The organism is Schumannella soli, assembly GCF_006517435.1.
GTDB classification, from domain to species: domain Bacteria; phylum Actinomycetota; class Actinomycetes; order Actinomycetales; family Microbacteriaceae; genus Schumannella; species Schumannella soli.
Genome location: NZ_VHQG01000002.1, coordinates 350,732 through 364,093, shown reverse-complemented (window position 1 = coordinate 364,093; position 13,362 = coordinate 350,732). Strand labels below are relative to the sequence as shown.

The window sequence follows — 13,362 nt, the reverse complement described above, 5'->3', positions numbered from 1 at the left end:
CTCGCGTGACGCCGATCGTGAGACCGACCGGAGGACGCGGATGCTCGGCTCGGCTCGGCCAAGCTGGGCTCGGCCGAGCTCAGCTCAGCAGCTCGCGCAGCTTCTCGAGGTCGGCCCGCACGGCCGCGACATCCGCCTCGAACTGCTCGTCGCTCATCCCCTCGCGGCGCAGCACCGTGAAGACGACCTCCGTCCCGGCGCCGTCGTCGGCCGACAGGACCCGCAGCGGGTTGAGGTTCTCGGTGCCGTCGGGGAAGACCACGACGTGATCGAGCACGCCCGGCTCGTCGGAGACGAAGCGCACCTCGATCGCGCCCATCGGCGAGTCGGCCATCCAGCGCTCGCCCTCCCGGCGGATGCCGGTCGCGAGGCCCGCGGCCCAGCGCGGCAGCTTCGCCGGGTCGCCGGCGAAGGCCGACACCTCGTCGACGGAGCGGTCGATGCGGACACTGACGCGGCGGTCGGCGGTTTCGCTCATGCGGGCATCTTGACGTGCGCCTCCGACACGCGGGTGAACGCCCGGGTGATGGTCAGGGCGTCATCGCCAGGGCGCGATCGCCGTGGCCGAGCCCGCGGGCCCGACCACGGCGTGCGCCCGGGCTCAGGCGCCGGGGACGATGACGGCGCGGCCGCGCACCTTTCCGGCGTGCAGCCTGTCGTAGGCCTCGGTCGCGTTCTCGAGACCGAACTCCTCGACGTGGATCGAGATCGCGCCGCGCTTCGCCAGCTCGACGACCTCCATCAGCTCGGTGCGCGAGCCCCAGTTGATCGCCCGCCCGGTGACGTCGAGCGGAACCGTCGTCTGCCCGATCGGCACCGCGCCCTTCGCGACGCCCACCACGACGACGTGCCCGGCGGTGCGGATCATCCCGGCGGCGAGGTCGGCGGTGGGCTGGATGCCGACGAAGTCGAACACGACATCCGCGCCGTGACCGCCGGTCAGCTCCTTGACGGCGGGGATCGCGTCGGGGTTCGAGAGGAAGGCGTGGTCGGCGCCGACCTCGCGCGCGAAGTCGAGGCGGTCGTCGGCGACGTCGAGCACGACGACGGTCGACTGGGTCAGCGCCTTGAGCAGCTGGATGGCGACGTGGCCGAGCCCGCCCGAGCCGATCACGACGGCGGTGGTGCCCGGCACGAGGGTCGGCAGCGCCGACTTCACGGCGCGGTACGGGGTGAGACCCGCATCCGTCAACGACACGTTCTTCACCGGGTCGAGGTCGCCCAGCGGAACGAGGTGGCGGGCGTCGTCGACGATCATGTACTCGGCCATGCCGCCGTCGCTGAAGATGCCGGGGGCGCGCATCCCCTTCTCGCAGTTGTTCTCCTGACCCTGCGCGCACTGATAGCAGCGGCCGCAGCCCCACGGTCCGTAGACGAGCACCGACTCGCCGACCTCGACGTCGTGCACGCCGTCGCCGATCTGCTCGACGACGCCGGCGACCTCGTGGCCGAGCGTGAGCGGCAGCGGCTTGAAGTAGTAGTCCTCGGCCGAGGTGCCCATGATGAACTCGTCGGAGTGGCAGGCGCCGGCGGCGGTCACCCGCAGCAGGATCTCGCTCGGCCCCGGCGTGGGCTTCTCGATCTCGACGAGCTCGGGGCGGGATCCGATGGTGCGGTACTGCAGGGCCTTCACGGCGGACTTCTTCCTCCGGGCGCGCCGCCCGGTGTCGGGTTCGGGCGCCGGTGGGCGTCCGGACCGACTGTACGCCTATCCGACAGTCGTCGCGTACCGCGCCGTCAGTCCGCGGCGCGGAGCGAATCCGCACCGAGCTCGGCGATGGCGGTGTGCCCCGCGAGCCCGAGCGTGATGTCGAGTTCGGCGAGCAGGTTGCGAACGACCTCGGCGACGCCGCGTTCTCCCGCGACGGCGAGGCCGTAGGCGTAGGGGCGGCCGATCGCGACGGCGGTCGCGCCGAGTGCGAGGGCGATCGCGACGTCCGAGCCCTGCCGCACGCCCGAGTCGGCGACGATCGGGATGCGCCCGGCGACGCGCGCGGCGACCTCGGGCAGCACGGCGAGCGTCGGAACCGACTGGTCGATCTGACGACCGCCGTGGTTCGAGACCCAGACGCCATCGAGCCCGGCATCCACCGCTCGCTCCGCGTCGTCGGGATGCACGATGCCCTTGAGCAGGATCGGCAGGCTCGTCCACTCGCGGGCCTTCGCGAGCGCCTCCCAGGTGAGCGCCGGCGTCGAGAACACGTCGAGGAAGGTCTCGACGGCGGCGCGCGGCAGCGGCGAACGCAGGCTGTCGCGCAGCCCGGCGCCGGTGAGCGGGGCGCTCTTTCGCGCGATCGAGACGCCGGCCGCGACCGTCTTCGGGGTCACGCGCACGCGCGGGGCGGCATCGCCGCCGCCGATTCCGTCGGCGGTCGCCGGCGCCGTGCGGGAGGCGAGCACGCGATCGCGCACCAGCTGCTGGAACACCGGATCGCTCGTGTACTGCGCGAGACCGAGCCCGCGCGTGAAGGGCAGGAAGCCGAGGTCGAGATCGCGGGTGCGCCAGCCGAGCAGGTGGGTGTCGAGCGTAACCACGATGGCCTCAGCGCCCGCGGCCTCGGCCCGGCGCAGCAGCGAGGCGTTGAGCTCGTCGGAGGCCGACCAGTACAGCTGGAAGAGACGCGCGGCGCCCGGCGCCGCCGCGACCACGTCCTCCATCGCGACCGATGCCTGGTTCGAGAGCACGAGGGGCACGCCGGTGGATGCCGCGGCCCGAGCCACGGCCCCGTCGGCGTCGCGGTGCGCGAGCTCCATGACGCCGAGCGGCGCGAGCAGCAGCGGAGTCGGCCGCCGCGCCCCGAGGAAGTCGATCGACAGGTCGCGCGTGCTCACGTCGCGCAGCGGGCGCGGCCAGAGCTGCCAGCGGCCGAACGCGGCGCGGTTCGCCGCCATCGTGCGCTCGGCTCCGGCACCGCCCGCGAGGTAGGCGAAGGCCTCGGCGCCGAGGCGGCGACGGGCGGCGCGTTCCAGGGCATCCGCATCCACCGGCACGGCCGGCCGCGATCCGCTGATGCCGGCCCGGAAGATCGCGGACTGAGCCCGGCGCCCGATGCCGCGCGCGGCGGCCGGATCGTCGGGAGCGACGCTGCTCGATGCTCCGCCGGACGCTGCCATGACGGCCTCCTCGGTGTCGTGGATTCCCGCCAGTCTGCCGCGCGCGGCCGGAGCGATGCTCAGCACACGCTGTTCGAGAACGGCGGCCTGATCCTCGTCCCCGCGATGTTCCTGCTGCTTCTCTTCGGCGGGATCGCTGCGATCACCGTGCTCGTGCTCGGGGTGATCCTGGTGAAGACGGTGGCGAACGCGGCGACGGAGGCGATCATCGCCCTTGCGCAATCGGTGATCGCGCGCCGCCGACGGCGCCGTCCCGCGGCCTGAACCGCGAAGTTCAGTCGACGAGCGCGACCCAGAGACCGGTCGTCGGCGGGAACCACGGCCCGTCCGGCCCGTCGGCTGACCAGCCCGCCGCATCCAGATGCTCGCGGTAGCCGGGCTGCGTCGTCGCCTCCCGATGGATGACGCGCAGTCCGGCACGGCCGAGCAGCGTCGCGTAGCCGTCGAGGGTCGCGAGCTCGAAACGCTCGAGCGCTTCGCGGGGCAGCGACGCGGCGCCCCAGGTGAGGGTGCACAGCGCTTCGGAGACGGCGTGGCGCGTTCCCGACCAGACGCCCGGCCGCGTCCGCTCGAGCCGCGTCTCGGATGCCGCGAACGGCGACAGTGCGAGGTAACGCTCGACGAGGGCGTCGTCCCGTCCGTGCAGCTCGGCCGGCTCGTCGGGTCGCTCGGGCATGACGCCGTCGCGGATGATGACCACGCCGCCGGGCGCGAGCGTCGCCCGCGCCTGCGCGAGGGCGCGCTCGTGCGCCGCCCACGGCGCGGTCGCGTAGGAGTAGACCTCGTGCAGCACGGCGCTGAACACGATGGTGGATGCCGGTCGCGCGGTCAGCGGGTCGCGGTCGGCGCCGAGCTCGCGCTGCTGCACGGCGAAGGTCCCGTCGTCGCGGAGCCGCGCGAGGGACTCTTCGGCGAGGTCGAGCGCCGTGACGTCGACACCGGGAAGCCGCGCGAGCATCGCGGCCAGCTCTCCTCCGCCGGCGCCCGCGTCGATCACGTGCCCCGATCGCACGTGCTCGAGCACGCGCGCCTTGTCGCCGAGCGCCGCCGCCATACGGGCGAAGTACCGCGGTTCGAGCGCGGGATGCGATGTCGTCACGACTGATCCTCCCCGTGATCATCGCGGCCGTGAACCTATCCGCTGGGCGGTGACGCTGCGGCCAACGGATCCGCTGTTCCCCTCGAAGCTGTTTTCAGCGTAGCGATCACCGACCGACCAGCGCCCGTCAGCCCGGCTGGGCCCCGTCTCCAGGCCGACCGGCCGGACGTGCGTCCGGCCGTGCTTCGGGAGCGCCCCCTGCTGCGAGGTCGTCATCGCGGAGCCCCGTCAGGGATGTGACGTCGAATTCCGGTCGCGAGAACCACTCGGCTTCGAAGTCGGCCGCGCTCCGCCCCTCCGCGATCGCCGCTGATTCGCCATCGAGGTAGGAGTCGGTGAAGATCGGCTCGGACATGCCTCGGGCGTGCCAGCTCTCCACCAGCTCCTTCCACCGCTTCTGCCGCGCGGCTAACCGCGCTCGCTCATGACGTTCCGACGGAGTCAGCGCGAGCGGGAGGAGCGAGAACAGGCCGACCGCGGTGCCGAGGAACATCACGAGCACCGCCGCGCTTCCGAGGCCGTCGTCGAAAACGAGGCTGCCGATGAGTCCGACGACGGCCAGAGCGACGCCCGCACCGCGGATAGCCAGCCGCAGCCAGCGATCACGCGAGGATTCGAGGACGCGATACCTCTGCACGGCCGCGGTGCGCACCCGGATGTATGCGTCGGTGTCGGCGGCGAGCAGATCGGCGAGCTGTGCGTGCCGAGGCTGATCGGTCGGGGTCAGGAGAAGCACTTCGTGGTCGCGCTTCAGCGACTCCGCGAGTCGCCGCGTCGGCGAGAAGAGCCAACGGATCCCGGCCGCCCCCGCGGTCACCAGCGCGATCACGAGCACCGGGACGATCTGATAGACGATATCGGCGGGATCGTGCGCAGCCGCGGCCAGCATGCCTGGACGTTACCGCCATCGGCCTCCGCAGAACCAGGGCAGGTCGAGACCCGTCACGCGATGTCGGCCGATGACGAGACCCGGGCGAGAGGCGCGAACAGACCTCGTCAGCTCCGCCGCCAGGATTCGAACCTGAACCTCACGGCTCCAAAGGCCGTCGTGCTGCCGTTACACCACGGCGGAACGCACCGCGTGCGGCGCAGGACGAGTCTGCCAGAGGATGCGCACCAGCCCGGCGAGGGCGAGGTGCGGCGGCGGCTCGAGCGTCGGCGACGCGGATGCGCGGATCAGGCGACGGGACGAAGCCCGTCCATCGCGAGCTGGATGAGGCGGTCGCGCTGGGCATCGTCGTCGACGACCACGCCGGCGACGCCGGAGATGAGGCGCACGACATCCGAGATGCTGACGTCGCCGCGCACCGCGCCGGCGGCCTGCGCCCGCTGCAGAACGGGCTCGCCCGAGCCGTACATGACGCTGCGGCACTGGGCGAAGACGGTTGACTCGCGGTTGTTGAGCCCTTCGAGCAGGGCGCGCTTCGTGCCGACGTATTCGAGGAAGCGCTCGAGCCAGGCGCCGAGCGCCTTCTCGGAGGGCAGGCTCTCGGTCGCCTGCGCGGCGAGCACGAGCGACTGCACCTCCTCGACGTAGACGGCTTCGATCAGGTCGTCGCGGGTCGGGAAGTTGCGGTAGAGCGTGCCGATGCCGACGCCGGCGCTGCGCGCGATCTCCTCGAGCGAGGCGCCGGATCCGTCGCGGGCGAAGATCTCGCGGGCCGCGGCGACGAGCGCGTCGTAGTTGCGGGCGGCATCCGCGCGCTTCGGACGCTGGACGACGCCGGCGAGCTGATCGAGCAGCGGTGCGGCGGCGGTCCCGGGGGCGTGGACGGCCGGGACGGTGCCGGGTGCGGCGGTCGCGGCAGCCGCCGGGGCTGCGCTCGCAGACGTGCTCACGAGGGATCTCCAATCGAGGCTTGCGAAGCGGAGGCACCCTCCGCTAATCTCTCTTAAGCGGAGGCTCCCTCCGATCGGAGCCAGCCTCCAGTCTACGCCGCATCATCGCCGAAAGCACGTCGCCCGGCCCACGCCGCTCGACCCGCGTTCCCGACCCCGGCACCCCACGACAGAACCGTCAGGACCACCAGAAGGAAGAAGGCCTCGTGCCTCGTTCACCGTTCACCGTGTTCCTCGCGCTCGCCCTCGGCGTCGCGAGCCTCAGCTCACTGCAGTCCCTCGTCATCCCCGTGCTGCCCGAGATGCAGCGCGACCTCTCCACCACCCCGGCGGGTGTCAACTGGACGCTCACCGCCTGGCTCATCGCCGCCGCCGTCGCGACGCCGCTGATCGGGCGGGTCGGCGACCTCTTCGGCCGCCGCCGCACGATGATCGTGGTCGTCGCGATCGTCGCCGCGGGCGACCTGATCGCCTTCGCCTCCCCCGACCTCAGCGTGCTGCTCATCGGCCGCGTGCTGCAGGGCGTCGGAGCCTCGCTGTTCCCGCTCGCCTTCGGCCTGCTGCGCGAGACCTTCCCGCGCGAGCGCATCGCCTCGGCGATCGGAGCCATGTCGGCGGTGATCGCGATCGGATCCGGACTCGGCACCGTCATCGCCGGCCCGCTCGCCGGGGCGCTCACCTGGCGTGGACTGTTCCTGCTGCCGTTCGTGCTCGTCGTCGCCAGCGGCATCCTCACCCTGCTCGTGATCCCGCGCTCGACCGAACGCGAGCACGGCCGCATCAACGTGCCGGCCGGCATCCTGCTCTCGGGCTGGCTCGTCGCCCTGCTGCTGCCCCTGAGCAACGGCGCCGCCTGGGGCTGGACGTCGCCGCTCGTGCTCGGCCTCTTCGCGCTCGCCCTCGTGCTGATGGCGGCCTGGGTCGCCGTCGAGCTGCGCTCGGTCGAGCCGCTCGTCGACCTGCGCCTCATGCGCGCCCCGGCCATCTGGAGCACGAACCTCGCCAGCCTGCTGCTCGGCGGCGCCATGTTCGCCGTGTTCGCGTTCTTCGCGCGCTTCGTGCAGACGCCGACCTCGACCGGCTACGGCCTCGGCGCCACGATCGCCCAGTCGGGGCTGCTCATGCTGCCGATGCTCGTGACGATGGCGGCCGCCGGCTTCCTCAGCGGACCGATCGGCAAGATCGTGAGCTTCCGGGTGCAGTTCGGCGGCGGTGCCGCCCTGCTCGCCCTCTCGGCCGTCGGACTCGCCGTGCTGCACTCGCAGCCCTGGCTCGTCGCCGTCGAGGCGGGGCTGTTCGGGCTCGGACTCGGCATCTCCTACGCCGCCATGACCAGCCTCATCGTGCAGAGCGTGCCGTCGACCCAGACCGGCATCGCGACCGGCGTCAACGCGAACCTGCGCACGATCGGCGGCGCGATCGCGAGCTCGGTCGTGACCGTGATCGTCTTCGCGAACACGGATGCGACGGGCCTGCCCCTCGAGGCCGGCTACACGGAGGCCTTCCTCACGGCGGCGGCCCTCGCCGGCGTCGCGGCCGTGATCGCCTTCGCCGTGCGAGCGCGGCGCGTGCGCCGGGCGAGCGAGCGCGAGTTCGCCGTGCTGACCTCGCCGCTCACGCTCGAGACGGAGGCCGAGGCGGCCTGATCCCGCCCGCGGCCGGATGCGCGCATCCGACCGCCGCACCCGCGAGGGGGCGCATCGCGACACCGGTGCGCCCCCTCGTCGTCGTTCGGGGCGTGAGCGAGCGCGCCGCGGCCGACGGGCGCGATCGACTCGGCGTTCGAGCCCGTGAGCGAGCCGCTGAGTGCAGGGTGCCATGATGGGCGGATGCCCGCCTCCGACGAAGTCGACCGCATCGTCGACGCCTGGTCTCGTGAGCGCGGCGATCTCGACTTCACTCCCCTGCAGGTGCTCTCGCGCGTCTCGCGGCTGGCGAAGCACCTCGACCGCGAGCGCAAGGCGGCCTTCGCGGCGAGCGACCTCGAGCCGTGGGAGTTCGACGTGCTGTCGGCGCTGCGCCGGGCCGGCGAGCCGTACCAGCTGAGTCCTAAGGCGCTGCTGCAGCAGACGCTCGTCTCGAGCGGCACCATGACGAACCGCATCGACCGGCTCGTCGCCCGCAGCGTCGTCGAGCGGCGCACCGATCCGCACGACGGCCGCGGCATCCTCGTCGTCATGACCGCTCTCGGGCGCGAGCGCGTCGACCGGGCGATCAGCCTGCTGCTGGATGCCGAGCGGGACCTGCTCGCCGGGCTCAGCGCCGCCGATCAGGAGCGGCTGTCGGGACTGCTCCGCAAGCTGAGTCTCGACTTCGACGCCGGGGCTTAGGACTCGTCGGCAGGGCTCTCGTTTGACGCGCTCGCGCCTGGCGCGCTCGCGTCTGGCGTGACGCTGCTCGGGCGCGCCGCCGCCCTGAGCGGGCTGTAGCGCCGCCGCGCCATGCCGACGACCAGCGCCGAGGCGGGCGCGGTGAGGATCCAGAAGTACATCGCCCAGCTCGCCGAGACGAAGGCGATCGCGATCGAGAGCCCGAAGATCACGGGCATCGCCAGCAGGTTCGCGATCACGAAGCGGTAGACGCCCTCGTCGACCGAGTGCGACATGAGCCCGCGGCGCCGGGCGTGCACCCACAGCCAGAGCTGGGCGAGGTTGAGCGCCGCGACAGTCGCCGCGTACAGCACGACGACCGGGGTCACCGCTCCGTACTCCGCGAGTGCGCTCGTCGGGAAGGGCAGGAAGGCGACGAGTGCGAGCAGCGCGAAGTTCGCGATCAGCAGTCCCGAATCCCAGCGGCCGATGACCCGGAACTTGCGGTGGTGGTTGACCCAGTTGATCGCGATGACGACGAAGCTCAGCAGGTAGCCGAAGAACTGCGGCCAGAGCTCGACGAGCGCGCTCGCGACGCGGCCGGCGCCGGGATGCTCGCCCAGGTCGGTCGGCAGGCGGATGTCGAGAACGAGCAGCGTCAGCGCGATCGCGAAGACGGCGTCGCTGAAGAACTGGATGCGGTCGGTTCCCTCGCCCGCCTGGAACAGCCGGGCGGAACGGTCGCGCACGTCGCTCATGGCGTCGACCCTAGTGAGGCCGCGTCACGATGGCGACGGATGCGGTCCGTGGGGCGGCCGCGGCCGCCTGACAGCGCCTACCAGTCCTCGGCGCCGTCGAGCGTCGTCGGCGTCGGGTGGAAGCCGAGGCGGTCGCGCGCGGCGTCGAGGTCGAAGGTGCGCTCGAGTCCGAGCAGCTTGACGGTATGACGCGTGATGAGCGGACGCCGACGCGCGGTGCGCGCGGCGAACTCGAGGGTGGCGGCGGCGCGGGCGGCGGCATCGACGTCGACGTCGACGAGGCGCACGTCGACGCCGCGGCGTGACAGCAGCTCGGTCACGACGCTGCTGAGTTCGACCGGGGTGGCGTCGCCGATGTTGTAGGTGCCGCGCGGGGTGTCGGGCCGCAGGGCGCGCTCGACGGCGTGCACGACGTTGCCGATCGAGGTGAGGCGGTGACGCACGCGTCCCCCAGAAGGCATCGGCAGCCGAGCGCCGCGGGCGGCGCGGGCCGCGCGCAGGAGCACACCGACGAGCGGCGACCCCGAGCCGTAGATCAGGTGCGGACGCAGCAGCACCGCGTCGGCGCCGGCGAGTTCGCGCTCGGCGGCGAGCTTCGACGCGGAGTAGCCGCTGAGGAAGCGGCGGGCGGGCGGGGTCGACTCGGGCACGTCGACACTCGGCACCGTGAGGTCATAGACGGCGGTGGTCGAGAGGTGCACGATGCGCGAGCCGACGAAGCTGCGCACGACATTGCGGGTGCCGAACTGGTTGACCCGCATCGACTCCTCACGGGATGCGCCCGGGTCGACGAGTGCGGCGGCGTGCACGACGGCGTCGAACTCCTGGTCGGTGACCATCTGTCCGGCCGTGATGTCCCAGACGCGGTAGCGCCCGCGCGGATGCGTCCAGCCGCGCGGAGTGCGCCCGAAGCCGACGACCTCGTCGCCTCGATCGGCCAGCGCCGTCGCGACCGCTCCGCCGACGAAGCCGCTCGCCCCGGTGACCGCGATCCTCATCTCATCGATGCTCTCACGCCGCCACCTGCCCAGCTGACCGGGAGGGGCGCGACCGTCCGGGCGCCGCCTTCGCCGATGGTCATGTCAGCCCTCGAGCTGCTCGCTGAGCCCGAGCCAGCGCTCCTCGAGCTCGGCCGACTCGGCTTCGAGGGTCGCGAGCTGGGTCTGCAAGGTGCCGAGGCCCTCGTAGTCGCTCTGGTCGTGCTCGGCGAAGGCGGTGTGCTGTGCACGCACGAGCTCGTCGACCTTGGCCAGCCGGCGGGTGATCGCGGCGAGCTCCTTCTCAGCGGCGCGACGCTCGGCTCCGGCGAGGGACGACGCGGCGACGGCTCCGGCGACGCCGCCCGAACCGGAAGCACCGGCCGAGCCGGACGAGCCGGAACCTGTCCCGGCAGAGCCCGAACCCGATCCGCTCTGCTGGTCGCGTCGGATCTTCAGGTACTCCTCGACGCCGCCCGGCAGGTGCCGCAGGCGCGCGTCGAGCACGGCGAACTGCTGATCGGTGACGCGCTCGAGCAGGTAGCGATCGTGCGAGACGACGAGCAGGGTGCCCGGCCAGGAGTCGAGCAGGTCCTCCATCGCCGCGAGCATGTCGGTGTCGAGGTCGTTGGTGGGCTCGTCGAGAATGAGCACGTTCGGCTCGTCGAGCAGCACGAGCAGCAGCTGCAGTCGACGCTTCTGGCCGCCGCTGAGGTCGCGCACGGGCGTCGACAGCTGCGCGGTCGGGAAGCCGAGGCGCTCGAGCAGCTGGCCGGGCGACAGCTCCTGGTCGCCGACGCGGTAGGCCGTGCGGTAGCGGCCGATGACCTCGCGCACCTTGTCGCCGCTGATCGCCTCGAGCTCGGCGAGGCGCTGATCGAGCACGCCGATCTTGACCGTCTTGCCGAACTTCACGCGTCCGCTGGTCGGCTGCACGGCGCCCGAGACGAGGCCGAGCAGGGTCGACTTGCCGGCGCCGTTGACGCCGAGGATGCCGGTGCGCTCGCCCGGCGCGATGCGCCATTCGATGTCGCGCAGGATGACGCGCTCGCCGCCCGCGGCCTCGCCGGCTGCTCCGCCCGCGCCGGCCGGCACCGGGTAGGTGACGCCGGCATCCAGCAGGTCGACGACGTTCTTGCCGAGTCGGGAGACGGCCATGCGCTGCAGCGAGACCGCGTCGCGCACGGGGGGTTCGTTCTCGATGAGCTCGTTGGCGGCGTCGATGCGGAACTTCGGCTTGCTCGTGCGGGCGGGCGCGCCGCGGCGCAGCCAGGCGAGCTCTTTGCGCATGAGGTTCTGGCGCTTCGACTCGATCGCGGCGGCCTGCCGGTCGCGCTCGACGCGCTGCAGCACGTAGGCCGCGTAGCCGCCCTCGAAGGGCTCGATGACGCGGTCGTGCACCTCCCAGGTGCTCGACGACACCTCGTCGAGGAACCAGCGGTCGTGGGTGACGACGACGAGTCCGCCGGAGTTCGCGCTCCAGCGGCGTTTGAGGTGCTCGGCCAGCCACGCGACGCCCTCGACGTCGAGGTGGTTGGTGGGCTCGTCGAGCAGCACCAGATCCCAGTCGCGGCTCAGCAGGGCGGCGAGCGAGACGCGGCGCCGCTGGCCACCGGAGAGCGAGCCGATCGTGGCGTCGAAGTCGAGGTCGCCGAGGAGGCCGGCCAGCACGTCGCGGATGCGCGCATCCCCCGCCCACTCGTGCTCGGCGCGGTCGCCGACGACGGCCTCGCGGATGGTCTGCTCGCTGGGGAGCACGTCGCTCTGGTCGAGCATGCCGAGGGTCGTGCCGCGTCGCATGGTGACCTGGCCGGAGTCGGGCTGCTGGCGTCCGGCGAGGATGCGCAGCAGGCTCGACTTGCCGTCGCCGTTGCGGCCGACGACGCCGATGCGGTCGCCTTCGCCGATGCCGACGGTGACGTCGTCGAAGATCACGCGGGTCGGGTATTCGAGGCGGATGCGCTCAGCGCCGAGGAGATGTGCCATGTCCTCCCCAGGGTAGGGCCGCGGGCGGGGTTGCGCCGTCGCGGGACGGGTTGCTCTGCAGCGAGCGGGCGGAAGGCGAGCGGTGCCGGAGGCTGCAGGCGCCGTCGCGGGGTCTTGGCGATGCGGCGGCATCGGCCATGGAGTCCGATCGAGACGCACACGTCGTCGCCCGAGTCCAGCGGCGATGCCCGGCTTCGTCGCCCGAGTCCGACGACGACGGTGTCAGCGAGGGCGACCCGAGCGCAGGGCAGAGCGTCCCGCCGCTGTCCGATCAGAACGGAGCGAGGTCGAAGTCGTACTCAGCTCGCCGCGACGAGTCGCCGACGAGGTCCGGCCGTTCCGGCACGCCGTCCGGTTCGCAGGATGGATCCGGCGGATCGAGCGGGTCATCCAGGTCGGCCGGTCCGAGGCGGGCGAATATTCGGATGGGGTGTCCGAGGGGCACGAATGCGACCGGTGGCGCTGGTGTGTCTTCGCGGTAGACGCGTCCGGTCGGGGAGGTCCATTCCAGGACCCCGCCGGGATGTTGTTCCACCCGCCAGGGGGTGAACTGCTTCATCGAGTGATGCCGCTGGCACAGGTGAGCCAGGTTGGTCAGAGCTGTCGGGCCGCCGAGCGCGTGGTCGACGGTGTGGTCGAGTTCGCAGCGGATCGCCGCCTGCCGGCATCCGGGGAAGCGGCAGTGCAGATCCCGGGCACGCAGGTGACGGCGCTGTTCGAGACTCGGCCTGTACCGGTCGACCGCCACCGTGGTGCCGTCGACCGGGTTCGTGAGCAGTCGCGTCCACGACGAGGTCTCGCCGGCGAGGTAGCGCGCGGTCCCGGCGTCGATCGGGCTTCGGCCGATCAGGTCGGCGGGGTTCTCGTTGTCACCGAGGAGCGTCAACGCCGAGACGGTCACCTGCACCTGCGCGCGGATCGCGCCCAACGCACCCGCCCCGTCACCGTGAACGGTCGGGTCGAGCGCGGGCGCCCCGGCGAGGATCAGATCCGCGAACACGTCCGCGCGGATCTGATCGACCGTGCGACGATCGGTGCCCGCCGCGCCGACCGAGGGTGTCATCCCCTCGTGCGCGACGTCGGCGTCCTGCACCGCGTGCGCCATGCGGGTGAGGCGGTCGAGGATGCCGTCGCCGATGACCGTCGGGACCGTGGCGATGACATCGCACATCCCGTCCCGGCCCGGGACCAGGCGCACCGCGCGCTGGCGGGCGGCGTCCTGGTGGCGTTCGGTGAAGGACTGTTCCGTGAGTCTCTCCGCGTACTGCTCGAGCCCGGCA

Annotated in this window: 13 protein-coding genes and 1 tRNA gene; 3 read left to right on the top strand and 11 right to left on the bottom strand. The window is 72.2% G+C overall.

The features are described from left to right. Positions 1 to 79 precede the first annotated feature (79 nt). From FJ657_RS07430 to FJ657_RS07420, 3 genes are all read right to left on the bottom strand, one after another. Positions 80 to 478 (bottom strand): SRPBCC family protein, encoded by a 399-nt coding sequence (locus FJ657_RS07430; RefSeq protein ID WP_141163061.1) that lies wholly within the window; start codon positions 476 to 478, stop codon positions 80 to 82. A gap of 123 nt (positions 479 to 601) precedes the next feature. Then, a complete protein-coding gene (locus FJ657_RS07425; RefSeq protein ID WP_141163060.1) occupies positions 602 to 1,633 on the bottom strand; it encodes an NAD(P)-dependent alcohol dehydrogenase in 1,032 nt (343 codons plus the stop codon). Between the two features lie 104 nt (positions 1,634 to 1,737). Further along, entirely contained in the window at positions 1,738 to 3,114 is a 1,377-nt protein-coding gene (locus tag FJ657_RS07420) for an alpha-hydroxy-acid oxidizing protein (RefSeq protein ID WP_141163059.1), read from the bottom strand. 18 nt (positions 3,115 to 3,132) lie between these two features. Between FJ657_RS07420 and FJ657_RS07415 the strand changes: the two genes are divergently transcribed. Next, positions 3,133 to 3,378 carry a hypothetical protein gene (locus FJ657_RS07415; protein WP_141163058.1) on the top strand — a complete coding sequence of 82 codons (246 nt, stop codon included), beginning with the start codon at positions 3,133 to 3,135 and terminating at the stop codon, positions 3,376 to 3,378. Between the two features lie 10 nt (positions 3,379 to 3,388). Here the strand turns inward: FJ657_RS07415 and FJ657_RS07410 are convergent, their stop codons facing one another. From FJ657_RS07410 to FJ657_RS07395, 4 genes are all read right to left on the bottom strand, one after another. Continuing rightward, positions 3,389 to 4,213 carry a methyltransferase domain-containing protein gene (locus tag FJ657_RS07410; RefSeq protein ID WP_141163057.1) on the bottom strand — a complete coding sequence of 275 codons (825 nt, stop codon included), beginning with the start codon at positions 4,211 to 4,213 and terminating at the stop codon, positions 3,389 to 3,391. 127 nt (positions 4,214 to 4,340) lie between these two features. Beyond that, positions 4,341 to 5,102 (bottom strand): hypothetical protein, encoded by a 762-nt coding sequence (locus FJ657_RS07405; protein ID WP_141163056.1) that lies wholly within the window; start codon positions 5,100 to 5,102, stop codon positions 4,341 to 4,343. A gap of 111 nt (positions 5,103 to 5,213) precedes the next feature. After that, positions 5,214 to 5,285 (bottom strand) — tRNA-Gln (locus FJ657_RS07400). A 104-nt stretch (positions 5,286 to 5,389) separates the two neighbouring features. Continuing rightward, the gene (locus tag FJ657_RS07395) at positions 5,390 to 6,052 is read right to left on the bottom strand and encodes a TetR/AcrR family transcriptional regulator (protein WP_255447201.1); all 663 of its coding nucleotides are present in this window, start codon (positions 6,050 to 6,052) and stop codon (positions 5,390 to 5,392) included. Positions 6,053 to 6,258: 206 nt separating this feature from the next. Between FJ657_RS07395 and FJ657_RS07390 the strand changes: the two genes are divergently transcribed. Together FJ657_RS07390 and FJ657_RS07385 are read left to right on the top strand one after the other, a co-directional pair. Next, positions 6,259 to 7,698, top strand: a complete 1,440-nt coding sequence (locus tag FJ657_RS07390) for an MFS transporter (protein ID WP_141163055.1) — start codon at positions 6,259 to 6,261, stop codon at positions 7,696 to 7,698. A 183-nt stretch (positions 7,699 to 7,881) separates the two neighbouring features. Beyond that, on the top strand, positions 7,882 to 8,382 hold the full coding sequence (locus FJ657_RS07385; RefSeq protein WP_141163054.1) for a MarR family winged helix-turn-helix transcriptional regulator: 501 nt from the start codon (positions 7,882 to 7,884) through the stop codon (positions 8,380 to 8,382). On the opposite strand, the gene FJ657_RS07380 is transcribed toward FJ657_RS07385, so the two are convergent. The 4 genes from FJ657_RS07380 to FJ657_RS07365 all read right to left on the bottom strand — a co-directional run. After that, positions 8,379 to 9,119 carry a TMEM175 family protein gene (locus FJ657_RS07380; protein WP_141163053.1) on the bottom strand — a complete coding sequence of 247 codons (741 nt, stop codon included), beginning with the start codon at positions 9,117 to 9,119 and terminating at the stop codon, positions 8,379 to 8,381. The two genes, FJ657_RS07385 and FJ657_RS07380, sit on opposite strands and share 4 nt — an antisense overlap. A gap of 77 nt (positions 9,120 to 9,196) precedes the next feature. Further along, positions 9,197 to 10,117: an NAD-dependent epimerase/dehydratase family protein gene (locus FJ657_RS07375; RefSeq protein ID WP_141163052.1), complete on the bottom strand. Its 921-nt coding sequence runs from the start codon at positions 10,115 to 10,117 to the stop codon at positions 9,197 to 9,199. A gap of 84 nt (positions 10,118 to 10,201) precedes the next feature. Next, positions 10,202 to 12,082: an ABC-F family ATP-binding cassette domain-containing protein gene (locus FJ657_RS07370; RefSeq protein WP_141163051.1), complete on the bottom strand. Its 1,881-nt coding sequence runs from the start codon at positions 12,080 to 12,082 to the stop codon at positions 10,202 to 10,204. 271 nt (positions 12,083 to 12,353) lie between these two features. Then, positions 12,354 to 13,362 (bottom strand): HNH endonuclease signature motif containing protein (locus FJ657_RS07365; RefSeq protein WP_255447200.1); only part of this gene is annotated, 1,009 nt, incomplete at its 5' end.

Bases quoted from the DNA above. Each gene is read 5' to 3' on its own strand.
- FJ657_RS07385 (WP_141163054.1), top strand. From the start codon at position 7,882: ATGCCCGCCTCCGACGAAGTCGACCGCATCGTCGACGCCTGGTCTCGT.
- FJ657_RS07370 (WP_141163051.1), bottom strand. From the start codon at position 12,082: ATGGCACATCTCCTCGGCGCTGAGCGCATCCGCCTCGAATACCCGACC.
- FJ657_RS07430 (WP_141163061.1), bottom strand. From the start codon at position 478: ATGAGCGAAACCGCCGACCGCCGCGTCAGTGTCCGCATCGACCGCTCC.
- FJ657_RS07380 (WP_141163053.1), bottom strand. From the start codon at position 9,119: ATGAGCGACGTGCGCGACCGTTCCGCCCGGCTGTTCCAGGCGGGCGAG.
- FJ657_RS07405 (WP_141163056.1), bottom strand. From the start codon at position 5,102: ATGCTGGCCGCGGCTGCGCACGATCCCGCCGATATCGTCTATCAGATC.
- FJ657_RS07420 (WP_141163059.1), bottom strand. From the start codon at position 3,114: ATGGCAGCGTCCGGCGGAGCATCGAGCAGCGTCGCTCCCGACGATCCG.
- FJ657_RS07375 (WP_141163052.1), bottom strand. From the start codon at position 10,117: ATGAGGATCGCGGTCACCGGGGCGAGCGGCTTCGTCGGCGGAGCGGTC.